General features: G+C 50.8%; 12 protein-coding genes. 9 read left to right on the forward strand and 3 right to left on the reverse strand.

What is annotated here, in order from left to right; all coding sequences use genetic code 11:
• Positions 1-184 precede the first annotated feature (184 nt).
• From I2I11_RS18825 to I2I11_RS18865, 9 genes are all read left to right on the forward strand, one after another.
• Entirely contained in the window at positions 185-787 is a 603-nt protein-coding gene (locus tag I2I11_RS18825; protein ID WP_196269298.1) for a NuoI/complex I 23 kDa subunit family protein, read from the forward strand.
• A 38-nt stretch (positions 788-825) separates the two neighbouring features.
• Positions 826-1,002 carry a hypothetical protein gene (locus tag I2I11_RS18830; RefSeq protein WP_196269299.1) on the forward strand — a complete coding sequence of 59 codons (177 nt, stop codon included), beginning with the start codon at positions 826-828 and terminating at the stop codon, positions 1,000-1,002.
• A gap of 73 nt (positions 1,003-1,075) precedes the next feature.
• Positions 1,076-1,588, forward strand: a complete 513-nt coding sequence (locus I2I11_RS18835; RefSeq protein WP_196269300.1) for an NADH-quinone oxidoreductase subunit J family protein — start codon at positions 1,076-1,078, stop codon at positions 1,586-1,588.
• Between the two features lie 2 nt (positions 1,589-1,590).
• The gene (gene nuoK / locus I2I11_RS18840; protein ID WP_196269301.1) at positions 1,591-1,905 is read left to right on the forward strand and encodes an NADH-quinone oxidoreductase subunit NuoK; all 315 of its coding nucleotides are present in this window, start codon (positions 1,591-1,593) and stop codon (positions 1,903-1,905) included.
• Positions 1,906-2,088: 183 nt separating this feature from the next.
• Positions 2,089-4,269 (forward strand): NADH-quinone oxidoreductase subunit L, encoded by a 2,181-nt coding sequence (nuoL, locus tag I2I11_RS18845; RefSeq protein ID WP_196269302.1) that lies wholly within the window; start codon positions 2,089-2,091, stop codon positions 4,267-4,269.
• Positions 4,270-4,461: 192 nt separating this feature from the next.
• Positions 4,462-6,207, forward strand: a complete 1,746-nt coding sequence (locus I2I11_RS18850) for a complex I subunit 4 family protein (RefSeq protein ID WP_196269303.1) — start codon at positions 4,462-4,464, stop codon at positions 6,205-6,207.
• Positions 6,208-6,308: 101 nt separating this feature from the next.
• Positions 6,309-7,814: an NADH-quinone oxidoreductase subunit N gene (locus I2I11_RS18855; RefSeq protein ID WP_196269304.1), complete on the forward strand. Its 1,506-nt coding sequence runs from the start codon at positions 6,309-6,311 to the stop codon at positions 7,812-7,814.
• 7 nt (positions 7,815-7,821) lie between these two features.
• Entirely contained in the window at positions 7,822-9,714 is a 1,893-nt protein-coding gene (locus I2I11_RS18860) for an amidophosphoribosyltransferase (protein ID WP_196269305.1), read from the forward strand.
• A gap of 293 nt (positions 9,715-10,007) precedes the next feature.
• Positions 10,008-11,300 carry a T9SS type A sorting domain-containing protein gene (locus tag I2I11_RS18865; RefSeq protein ID WP_196269306.1) on the forward strand — a complete coding sequence of 431 codons (1,293 nt, stop codon included), beginning with the start codon at positions 10,008-10,010 and terminating at the stop codon, positions 11,298-11,300.
• Positions 11,301-11,492: 192 nt separating this feature from the next.
• Here I2I11_RS18865 and I2I11_RS18870 read toward each other — a convergent pair whose 3' ends face one another.
• From I2I11_RS18870 to iscU, 3 genes are all read right to left on the reverse strand, one after another.
• A complete protein-coding gene (locus I2I11_RS18870) occupies positions 11,493-11,819 on the reverse strand; it encodes a HesB/IscA family protein (protein WP_196269307.1) in 327 nt (108 codons plus the stop codon).
• 12 nt (positions 11,820-11,831) lie between these two features.
• Positions 11,832-12,122, reverse strand: coding sequence for a hypothetical protein (locus I2I11_RS21340; RefSeq protein ID WP_370583017.1), 291 nt, complete (start codon positions 12,120-12,122; stop codon positions 11,832-11,834).
• Between the two features lie 130 nt (positions 12,123-12,252).
• Positions 12,253-12,666 carry a Fe-S cluster assembly scaffold IscU gene (iscU, locus tag I2I11_RS18880; RefSeq protein ID WP_196269308.1) on the reverse strand — a complete coding sequence of 138 codons (414 nt, stop codon included), beginning with the start codon at positions 12,664-12,666 and terminating at the stop codon, positions 12,253-12,255.
• Positions 12,667-12,696: the final 30 nt, after the last annotated feature.

A 12,696-nucleotide genomic window follows, 5' to 3' on the forward strand; every position in this document is an offset into this window, starting at 1 on the left:
AATTAGTTAGAGAGTTAAAAATAATCATACCGCAAGTTTAGCGAAGCGTAACTTGTGGTTATACTTGGCAGCAAGTTTTCAACTTGCGTAGCTATAGTATAAAGTATGATTTCGCAAGTTGAAAACTTGCTTTATGCAGTGCCACAAGTTACGCTTCGCTAAACTTGCGGCAGGGAAATTTGAAATGGAAAAAGCAATTAAACATAAAAGCGGGTTTCGGGAATCAGTGCAGTCGCTGTTGAGCGGCTTGCGCCTGACGTGGCGGCATTTCCGCAACGCCAGAAGCCGCCGCACGCCGGAGTATGTATCCGATAAGAATTACTTCAGCCAGCCCGACGGACTTGTAACGCTGAAGTACCCGTACGAGGCGCTGCCCGTGCCCGACAACGGCCGCTACCGCCTGCACAACGAAATAGACGACTGCATTGTCTGCGATTTGTGCGCCAAAGTATGCCCCGTTAACTGCATCACCATCGAATCAGTAAAGGCGACCGAAGAAATCGGCGCTACCTCAGACGGCACCAAAAAGCGGCTTTTTGCCCCGGTTTTTGACATCGACATGGCCAAATGCTGTTATTGCGGCCTTTGCACCACCGTGTGCCCCACCGACTGCCTGACGATGACGCCCGTATATGATTTCGCGGAAGTAAACATCAAAAACATGATTTACCACTTCACCGATCTCACGCCAGAAGAAGCTGAAGAAAAGAAGCAGCTACTGGCCAGGCAGCAGGAAGAAATGGCCGCGGCCAAAGCGGCTGCCCTCGCAGCGCGGAAGCAGGCTTAAACGTTAACAGTTAAATAGTTGAGGAAGGCTTTATAGATATGAAAGTAGCAAAAATTTTATTCTTCCTGTTTGTTGTACTGATGGGCGGCGTGATGTCCTGGTATGGGTACGAGGCGGTAAAACAGCAACCCTTGTCTTCTGTCCTTTTCTTCGGAGGCTTTGTTGTTGTCTTTGCCGGCGTAATAGGTATTTTTGTAATCGCTTCACGTAAGTGATAAATGATTAATGTTTTTGCAAAATCATAGCTACAGCGCTGATTGACAAGTATCAATTCAAAGAACCAAACCCATGCTTTTCTACCTTTTCGCTACACTGGCTATACTTTCGGCTGCTTACATGGTACTGACGCGCAACCTGCTGTATGCGGGCTTTTCGCTGCTGGTAACATTGCTGAGTGTGGCCGGTATTTACGTGCTGCTGTACGCTGATTTTGTGGCCGTAACGCAGCTGATGGTATACGTGGGCGGTGTGCTGGTGCTCATACTTTTCGGCATCATGCTCAGCAGCCGGGTACACGACAAATCGGTATTGTCGGAGAGCGTGAACAAAGTATGGGGCGTTGTGGTGACCGGGTTTATACTTGTCGGGCTAAGCTATACGATTTTGAACGCTAACATCAGCGCGTTGCCGTGGCTGCAGGCTGCCGGAACCGATGTGCTGGGCCAGCAGAAAAGTACGGTGCAACGTGTAGGCATCAAACTGATGACAGATTTTGTGGTGCCGTTTGAGCTTGCATCGCTGCTGCTGCTCATCGCCCTGATTGGCGCCGCCTACATCGCCACCGATAAACCCAAAGTATAAGTATGATGCAGATTCCGCTGGAGCATATCCTTATTTTGAGCGCCGTGCTGTTCAGCCTCGGCATATTGGCCGTCATCACCAAACGCCACGCGGTGGTGGTGCTGATGGGCATTGAGCTGATTTTTAATGCCGCCAACCTCAACCTCGTCGCGTTTAGCCGCCACGACCCTTCGCTGCTGCAGGGCCAGCTTTTTTCGCTTTTCGTGATGGTGGTAGCTGCCGCCGAAGCTGCCGTGGCGCTGGCCATCGTGCTGCGTGTGTACCAGTATTTCAGAACCGCCAACCTGAACGAGATAGTAAGCAAAGAGAACAACTAGGATTTAAGACTAGGATTTATAAGATTTAGTGATTATAGGATTCAATAACTGGGTAATAACTGGCATAATAATCCTATTCATCCTTAAATCTTATAAATCCTAGTCCTTTATACTTAACTTTGGCCGCCGTTACAGCACAACACTGTAGCCGGACAACCACAACCCGAAACGACAAAACAGAATTTGGAGCTTTCCGCACTTTTAGAGCCGCTTGCTGGCACGCCCCAAACCACTACCGCGCTGGCGGTGCTGTTGCTGCCGCTGCTGGCTTTTGCCGTGCTGTTTTTCTTCGGGAGGCGGTTGCCGGGCCAGGGCGGCTGGCTGGGCATCAGTATTTCGGCCATCACCTTTGCCTTGTCTGTCTGGCTGTTTGTCCAAACCTGGAACACAGCTACTTTTCATACCCGCATCACCTGGTTTAGCCTTCCTGCTGTATTCACGGCCAATTTTACGGCAGGCATCCTTATCGACAACCTGACGGTGCTGATGCTGGTGCTGGTTACCTTCATCTCCACGCTGGTGCAGCTGTTCTCGGTGGGCTACATGCATGGCGACAAAGGCTACAGCCGCTATTTTGCGTACCTTGGGCTGTTTACGTTCAGCATGCTGGGCATTGTGCTGGTCGATAACCTGCTGCTGCTGTTCATGTTCTGGGAACTGGTGGGCTTTTCGTCCTACCTGCTTATCGGCTTCTGGTTTGAGCGCCCGGCAGCAACGGCGGCCAGCAAAAAGGCTTTTCTGCTGAACAGGGTAGGAGACATTGGTTTGCTGCTTGGGCTGTTTGCCTTTTATACCTGCTTCCGCACCTTCGACCTGGAGGCGCTGCGCACGCTTGTTACCGCTGGACACTGGACCGGCAACGGATTTATACTTGGCTATACTTTAAACGGCCAGCCGTGGCTGCTGGAACTGAGTCCGCTGCTGCTGACGCTGGCGGGGCTGGGGCTTTTTATGGGCTGTGTGGGCAAGTCGGCGCAGTTTCCGCTGCAAGTATGGCTGCCCGATGCCATGCAGGGCCCCACGCCGGTTTCCTCGCTCATACATGCGGCCACCATGGTAGCGGCCGGTGTATACCTGCTGGCACGCTGCTACGCCTTTTTTACGGTAGATGCGCTTACCGTAATTGCCTTTATCGGGGCCATTACGGCTTTGGTCGGGGCGATAGTTGCGCTGACGCAATACGATATTAAGGCGGTGCTGGCGTTCTCGACCATCTCGCAATTGGGTTATATGGTCATGGGCATGGGCACGGGCGCTTACAGTGCGTCCATCTTTCACCTCACCACGCATGCTTTCTTCAAGGCGGCGCTTTTCCTCAATGCCGGTATCATCATCCACGCCATGCACCGCGGGCTGCACCGTTCGCACCCGTTCACGCACCTCGACCCGCAGGACATCCGCAACATGGGCGGCTTACGCAAAATCTTACCACTTACCTTTTACACGTACCTGCTGACCACCGCCGCGCTGGTGGGTTTGCCGCTGTTTTCGGGCTTTCTATCCAAAGATGCAATTCTTTCGGGTAGCTGGGCCTGGGCGCAAACCATGAGCAGGGGAGGCAATCTGCTATACTTTGTCGTGCCGGTTATTGGGTTTGCAGTGGTGTTGCTCACGGCTTTTTACATGGCCCGCCACATGTGGTTCATCTTCTTCGGCAGCTTCCGGGCTTCTTTTGAGGTGCGGGAATTGCGGTTGTCTGCTAAAAAGGAAATCGAAAACGTTATGGCGCTGCCGGTCATTTTGCTGGCTATACTTTCGCTGGGGATTTTCTTTTCGCTGAATCCGCTCAGCATCAGCGGCAGCTGGTTTCTGCAGGGCATCAGCTTAGAGGCACCGGGCACAAAGTATACTTTGCTGGCCGATAACCTGGTACAGGCGGTGTTGGCGCAGGGCGAAGCCAATCATACCTTGCATATTGTTTTCGGCGTATTTTCTACACTGCTGGGCGTGGCAGGTATAAGCTTCGCCATCAGCAAGTATAAAAACAAACCGCAGGAGGCGTTGTGGCGGCAGGAGCCGGAAGGAGCTTTCGCCAGGCTGTCTTACCATCAGTTCTATCTGAACAGTATTTATACCGTCGCCTTTATAAAGCCGGTATTGCTGCTTGCCAGAAGCGTGTACCGCATAGACAAACGGGTGATAGATTATACCCTGAATTTCGGCAGCAAGCTGCTGGTCGTGTTTGCCAAAATAGTAAGCTGGTTCGACAGGCTGGTGGTAGATGGCCTTGTATGGCTCGTAGCCGCGCTGTCGAAACTCGTGGGCGGGCTCGGCCGGAATTTACAGAATGGCAAAGTGCAGTCGTACTACGCCTACTCGCTTTTCGGATTTATTTTGATTATACTATACATTGTCCTGTTTTGATGATTAATTTCGCGCTGAGGATTTGGGAATTTGAAAATGTGGAAATTTGAAAAGGTGCTGATTATGGCTAATGCCTCCCCTGCACTTTCTGGTTTGTAATCCGAAACAGCGGGATTTAAATCATACAGCCATTTAACAAGCAACGACAAAAGTCCGGCGCCTGGCGTCCGGATACTAACGTCTGAAAAATAGATGAACTTTATACTTAGCAGCCTTATTTTTACGCCTTTGCTGGCCGCGCTCGTTGTGCTGTTGCTGCCGGTGCGCCGGCAGAAGGCAATCAAGGCGGTTACGCTGCTGGGTACGCTGGTGCAGATGGTGCTGGCTATACTTTTATACTTCCGGTTTGATGGCAGCGCTTTTGCCAACGGTCAGCAGGGTTACCAGTTTGTGGAGAAGCTGCACTGGATTGGCTTTTCGCTCGGCACATTGGGTCGTTTCCAGATAGATTATTTTGTGGGTGTGGACGGCATCAGCATCAGCATGGTGCTGCTTACCGGCATTATTGGCGTTATCGGCGTTATCTCCTCGTGGACCATTACCAAAAACGTAAAGGGTTATTTTCTGCTCTACCTGCTGCTGCTCACCAGCGTTACAGGTTGCTTTCTGGCACTCGATTTCTTCCTGTTCTATCTCTTTTTCGAGTTCATGCTGCTGCCCATGTACTTCCTTATCGGTCTGTGGGGCGGCCCGAAACGCGAGTATGCTGCCATTAAATTCTTCATTTATACCTTGGTCGGGTCCCTGTTTATCCTGATTGTGATGATTGGGCTTTATACTTCCGTGATTGACCCGCAGGCCACGGCGGTGCAGTTAGGATTGATAGGCGCAGGAGGAACTGCGGCGCCGAACGCCATTTTACAGGTGCAGCAAATGTTGCAGCAGAACATGGTTAGCAGTGCCGATATGGTGCGCACCTTCAGTATTCCGGCGATGATGGAGCCTGCCAACTTTATACCGGGCAGCCTGCTGCATGTGCTGTCGGGGGTGGAACTGTGGTATTTGCCGATACGGTTTATTGCATTCCTGCTGTTGTTTGCCGGATTTGCCATCAAAGTGCCTTCGGTGCCTGTGCATACCTGGCTGCCGGACGCGCACGTAGAGGCACCCACACCGGTTTCGGTTTTGCTGGCGGCTATACTTCTAAAAGTGGGCGGCTACGGCCTGATTCGTATAGTATACCCCATTTTCCCGGATGCAGGCGCTTACTTTTCTATACTTGTAGGCGGCCTGGGCGTGCTGTCCATCATCTATGGTGCCCTGAATGCGCTGGCGATGAACGACCTCAAAAAGCTTGTTGCCTACTCTTCGGTGTCGCACATGGGTTTTGTGCTGCTGGGCCTGGCTTCGCTTACCACCGAAGGCGTAAACGGCGCGGTGTATATGATGTTCAGCCACGGCATCATTTCCGCCATGCTCTTCCTGGTAGTCGGCGTGATTTACGACCGGGCGCACGACCGCGCGATACAGAATTTCAGGGGGCTGGCCAAAGTAATGCCGGCTTATACCACCTTTGTGATAATTGCTTTTTTCGCCTCGCTGGGGTTGCCGGGTTTCTCCGGTTTTATCTCGGAGTTGCTGGTACTCCTGGGCGGCTTCAGCGCGCCGGAAGCCACGGGTATGCTGCCGCGCTGGCTGACAGTGGTGGCGGTATTTGGTTTGTTGTTGTCGGCCGCTTATTACCTGTGGGCGCTGCAGCGCATGTTCTTCGGCAAATACTGGATTTTCCCGGAGCTGCGCGCCAAAGCCACTATCACCGACCTAAACTTTCGGGAGTACCTGATGCTGGCGCCGCTGGCGGTGCTGGCGCTGTTATTTGGTATTTTACCAAACCTGTTACTGGATAAAATCAGTGTAGCGGTGACAGGTATGACACAGCTGACCTTACAAAACGGGCAGGAACAACTGGAGTTGGTGTTGTCTTCTTTGATAAGATAGATAATAGTAGAAGCGGATAGCCATTACCTGATTCAGGCAAAATAAATCTGAAGCAGCGATAGCTCCTAAAAAGCTGAAATTTATACTTGCGTAAACATTAAGTGAACGAACAGGCAGCATACTTATCCGACACCATCAGCACCATCAAAGCGGGGGCAGGCGTGCTGCTGCCTGAGTTGCTGTTGGCGTTTTTCTTCCTGCTGCTCGTTACTTTGGACCTTTTCAAATCCCGAAGTATAAAACAGCTGCTGCCCTGGCTGGCGCTTACGGGCTTATTTGCCGCATTGCTGATACAAGTTTATGGCGGCTATTCTTCCGGTAAAGAATCCTTTCTGGACATGCTGCTTTCTGACGGGCTGGCACGTTACGCCGGAGTCCTTTTCAGTGCGGCCGGCATTTTTACAGTGCTGCTCTCGCTGCAGAACAAAGCGCTGGAAAATCTGAGACAGGGGCGTGGCGAGTATTACGCGCTTATCCTGATGCTGGTGCTGGGCCTCAACCTGATGGCCAAGTCGGTAAATTTACTGATGGTTTTCCTGGCGATTGAAACCGTGTCCATTGCCTCCTACATCCTCACGCTCACTCTAAAAGAAGAAAAACGCGCTGTAGAAGCCGGCCTGAAGTATGTGCTGTACGGAACGCTGTCGGCGGGTGTGATGCTGTACGGTATGTCGTTTTTCTACGGATTGACCGGCTCCCTGCATTATACATCGGAGGGCTTTGCGCTGGCTTTGCTGCGGGCAGACACGCTGTTGGTAACGGTAGCGGCCATACTGGTGTTTGCCGGCTTTTTCTTCAAAATTTCCGCGGTGCCCTTTCATTTCTGGGCGCCCGATGTATACCAGGGTGCGCCCATGCCGGTAGTAGCGCTGTTCTCTACCGGTCCCAAAATGGCCGGCATCGTAGTTATCCTCCGCTTTGTCGCTCCGTTTACGGATGCGCTGGCGTTCCGGGATGTGCAGCTTTTTCTCGGCATTGCGGCCCTGGCTACCTTGGCTGTTGGTAATTTTACGGCACTCTGGCAACAGACGCCGCGCCGCCTGATGGCGTATTCTTCCGTGTCGCACGCCGGCTTTTTGCTGACAGGTTTGCTTGCTTTCGGCACAGATTATACTTCAAGTATACTTTTTTACCTGACGGTGCTGCTGTTTATGAACTTCGGCATTTTCCTGTTTCTGCAAATCGCCGAAGATGCTTTCAAGGTAGAAAAGCTGGCGGATTTCTCCGGGCTTGGCCGCCTGTATCCATACCTGGGCGTGCTGGCACTGCTATACTTGCTCTCACTCACGGGGCTGCCGCCGCTGGCCGGTTTTGTGGGCAAACTGCTTATCTTTAGCAATGTATGGGAGGCGTATACGTTAACACAAAACAGCCTGCTGCTGGCATTGCTGGTGACCGGGATTCTGCTGACAGGCGTGGCGTTGTTTTATTATATCAAAATACCGTTCTACCTTTTCTTTAAAGGGAATCAAACTGACGAAAAATTAGTTATTTCATTGTCGGATAAACTGCTGCTGGGACTGTTCGCCCTGGCACTGCTGGTTCTGTTTTTTAAACCTGACCTGCTGCTGACCTGGATAGAACAATTACTGACGCAGACACTATAAAACATACATGAGCGATTCAATAAAGCACGAATGTGGTATTGCCTTAATCAGGCTCCGCAAACCAATCAGTTATTATGCCGAGAAGTATGGCACCCCCATGTATGGCATTAACAAGCTGTTCCTGCTCATGCAGAAGCAGCACAACCGCGGGCAGGACGGGGCTGGCGTGGCCAGTATCAAGATAAATGCCGGCCCGGGTATGGAGTACATCAGCCGCTTCCGCTCCGTGAAAACGCGCGCCATTGACAGCATCTTCGGTAAAATTGGCAAAGAATACCAGCACCTGAAGCAAAACAACCCGGAGGAGGCGCAGGACATAAACTGGATTTGGAACAACATGCCTTTTTTGGGTGATGTATACCTGGGCCACCTGCGCTACGGCACACACGGTGTCAACAGCGTAGACAATTGCCACCCCATGGTGCGCGAGAACAACTGGCGCAGCCGCAGCCTGGCCGTGGCCGGTAACTTCAACATGACCAATGTGGACGAGCAGTTCCAGAAACTGGTGGAGTTGGGCCAGCATCCGAAACATAAAACCGACACCACTACGGTGCTGGAAAAGATAGGCCACTTCCTGGATGAAGAGAACCAAGCCTTGTTCGGATACTACAAACACGATCATACGAATGTAGAAATAACCTCCCTCATTGAGGAAAACCTCGATTTGCAACGCGTGCTGAAACGCGCCTGCAAGGATTTTGACGGCGGCTACGCCATGGCGGGTCTCACCGGCTACGGCGCTTCCTTTGTGGTGCGCGATCCGAATGGCATCCGCCCGGCCTATTATTATGTGGACGACGAAGTGGTGGTAATTGCTTCTGAAAAACCAGCTATCAAAACAGCTTTTGATATTGACTACAGCCAGATAAAGGAAATTACCCCCGGCCATGCGCTGATAGTGGACAAAGCCGGCAACCCGTCGATGAAAGAGGTGGTGGAGCCGCGTGAAAAACTTTCCTGCAGCTTTGAGCGCATCTACTTCTCCAGGGGCAACGACCCGGAGATTTATGAGGAGCGCAAAAACATGGGCAAACTGCTGTGCCCCCAGATTCTGGAAGCAATCGACTATAACCTGAAGGACACCGTTTTCTCTTATATCCCCAATACGGCTGAAAGTTCGTGGCTGGGTATGATGAAAGGTATAGAACAATATTTGCGTAAATACCGCAAGCAGGCCATACTTAACCAGAACCTGACTGAAGAGGAACTGGATGAAATCCTGCAGTTTAAGCCGCGGGCCGAAAAGCTCGTCATTAAAGATGCGAAACTGCGTACGTTTATCACCGATAACGACCACCGCGACGACTTGGTGACGCACGTATACGATACCACCTACGAAGTAGTGAAGAAAGGCGTGGATACAGTAGTCGTGCTGGACGACTCTATCGTACGTGGCACCACGCTGGAAAAAAGCATCATCAAGATGCTGGACAAGCTGGAGCCGAAAAAAATCATTATCGTTTCCTGTGCTCCCCAAATCCGCTACCCCGACTGCTATGGCATTGATATGTCGAGAATGAAGGAATTTGTGGCATTCAGGGCGCTACTAGGCTTATTAAGCGACAGAGGCCTGTCTAACAAGATAGATGATGTTTACGATAAATGTATGGCTGCCGTGGGCACACCTGCCTTTCAGCAAACCAACTTTGTGCAGGAACTCTACGACATGTTCACCCATTACGAGCTAGCCGACAAAGTAGCGGAAATTGTAAAAGCGCCGGAGGTAAATGCCGAGGTCGAAGTTATTTACCAGACCATAGAAGATTTGCACCTGGCCTGCCCCAACCACAAAGGCGACTGGTATTTTACCGGCAACTACCCCACACCGGGCGGCACGGGCGTAGTAAACCGCGCCTTCATGAACTTTATGGAAAATAAAGTAGGCCGCGCTTACTAAGTATAAAACACATCTTTCTTACAATACAGAACCGGCTCCTATATCAGGAGCCGGTTTTTTGTTTTCGATAGTTTCCATCGCAAATAAAAAGTGCCTTGCTTCCGTGTAGCCCCTCCACCCGGATTGCTTTTTAAAGTATCGCTCAGAGTATGGCGGACGCTTTGTTCTGATTTTAATGAATTTAAAGAATAAATTGAACTTTGTTGCTATACCTTAAGTTTGTTCTGATATCTATCCAAGATTAAGTAGTGTTAATGCTATTCTTAAAGGTAGATACCAAGCCCGACTTATACATGAAAACAAATTTTACTTCTTCGGTGCAGATGTGCTCTGCCTGTTTTTGTATGGCTATACTTATGGTTGCGAACATGGCAACTGCGCAGGTAAGTATGAGTAAGTATAAAACAACCTACGCACAGGATTTTAATGTATTGCCATCGTCCGGCACAGCAGCCTGGGAGGATGGTACTGCTTACATGCCCGGCTGGTACGTGCAGCGGACTATACCCAGCAGCACATTAACAGCCAATGCAGGCAACAGCAATACGGGCGGCCTGTATAGCTATGGTTCGTCCGGTGCTGCAGATCGTGCGCTGGGCTCCATCAGTTCTCTGAAGGCAGGAGAGTTTGCCTACGGTTTGTTGCTGCAGAACAACACAGGCGACACTATCCAGCAACTTGATATTAGCTTTTACGGCGAGCAGTGGCGCATCTCTAACAGCACAGCCGGTGAGCACCAGATTGCTTTTTACTACGCCATCAGCACCGACGCTGCTGCTTTTGACCTGTCGCCGGGCTCCGACAAGAACTGGACGGCTTATCCTGATCTCAACTTTAAAGGCCCTAAATTTAAAACAACAGGAGGCGCCCTTAATGGCAACGCTGCCGAAAACAGACGGCTTGTGTCGGCTTCTATCCCTGTGAGTATACCTGACGGTGCTTATGTGATGCTACGCTGGAGGGATGCCGACGAACTGGAAGCTGACCACGGACTGGCGATCGACGAATTTAGCCTGGCCTGGAGTATAAACAGCCCTGATGTGCTGCCGGTAGAACTTGTTGAATTTACAGCCGAATCATCGGGCGATGCGGTGAAGATAGCGTGGCAAACCGCTTCCGAAGAACAAAATGATTTCTTTCTGGTGGAACGGGGCACGGAGGAGAGCGGATTTAAAAGTATAGGCCGCGTACAGGGAAACGGAACTACGTCGCTCCGCAACAATTATACTTTTCTGGATGAAGAGCCGGTAACCGGTACTGCTTACTACAGGCTAAAGCAAGTGGATGAAGATGGCACCTATACTTACTCAGCCGTTGTAGCTGTTACCAGGGCCCCTGGCAGAAACATCGTAAAAGTATATCCAACCGTCACCTCAGAACTGCTGAACATTGCCTGGGAAGGACAAAGCCAGCAGCGGCTGGCAATGGTGGTAGACGCAAAAGGCCGGCAGGTATTACAGCAAGCATTGTCTGGCAACATGGGGCGGCAGGTAGTTGATGTAAGCGGCCTGCAACGCGGAATATACATGCTGATGTTGCTGGATGAAAACGGGCAGCGGATTACCAGCCGCTTTGTCAGGGAGTAGCTGTGAGCGAGGTATATATGAGGGGGAAAGCGGGCCGCACTTATACTATTTTGTAGGGTTTGTGCGATGCAGCGGCGTTAATTAACCAAGAGCAGCACAAAACAGAACAGCCAGAAGGATTTATAAGTATAAAAAAGAGGAGGGCAGCTATACTTTAGCTGCCCTCCTCTTTTTTATATCTGGTGCTGATTGTTACACCGAGAAACTGTCGCCGCAGCCGCAGGTGCGGGTGGCATTGGGGTTGTTGAAAAAGAAGCCTTTGCCGTTCAGTCCGTCGGAAAAGTCGAGTTCGGTGCCGGCTAAGTATAAAAAGCTTTTCATATCAACCACCACTTTCACGCCTTTGTCCTCAAACTCCTGATCCATGGGCTTCACTTCATCATCGAAGTCCAGGTTGTAAGAAAGACCGGAGCAACCGCCGCCTGCCACAGAGGCACGCAAACGAAACGAATCGTCGAGCTGCGCGTCCTGCTTCAGCTTCACAACTTTTTCTTTTGCTTTGTCTGATACTGTAATCATGATACTTATAATTTAGGAGACAGGATTCAGCACCACGCTAAAAACGGTGATGGTGTTCATGTCCCGGCCATAGTATAATTTGTCGGGCGTCTCATACATGGTATGTGCCCGGAAGTAAGAAGTATTCAGGTCCTTCTCAATACGCGCCATCCATTGCACCGTGTATGGGCTTTCCTTGTCACGGAAATTCTGCACATACGCCAGCATTTTGCGGAGCGCTTCCACCCGATCATATCCTGTCGCCAAATGAAACAGGAAAGACTGGTGATGCCACGGATTTACCGTTAGCAGGTCGAGGCGCACTTTGTGCTCAATCTTCCTGAACTCACCCGAACAACAGGCTGCCGCCCCTTATACTTAAGGAACTCTCTATCTGCTGCTGGCGCGCACTTTCCGGATGCACCGCTGTCGATGACACCATCAAGCCGGCGGCTTAGTGGTGAGACTTTGGCAGTTGCAGTTCCGGCAAACCGTTCTTCACTCTATAGTCGTTAATAGCGCCTTTAATCGCATCTTCAGCCAGCACAGAGCAGTGAATTTTTACAGGCGGCAAAGCCAGTTCTTCCACAATATCCATGTTGTCGATAGTGAGTGCTTCGTCAACAGATTTGCCTTTCAGCCATTCTGTTGCCAGAGAAGAAGAAGCGATAGCAGAACCACAGCCGAAAGTCTTGAACTTGGCATCGGTGATGATCTGGTTTTCGTCTACTTCAATCTGCAGGCGCATCACGTCGCCACATTCCGGAGCACCTACTAAACCAGTACCCACGTTGGTTTTTGCCTTATCAAGCGTACCCACGTTGCGCGGGTTGTTATAATGGTCGATTACTTTATCTGAATAAGCCATAGCTTTTTTAATTACGAATTATTAATTAAG

This window comes from Pontibacter rufus (assembly GCF_015694705.1).
In the GTDB taxonomy this organism is placed as follows: domain Bacteria; phylum Bacteroidota; class Bacteroidia; order Cytophagales; family Hymenobacteraceae; genus Pontibacter; species Pontibacter rufus.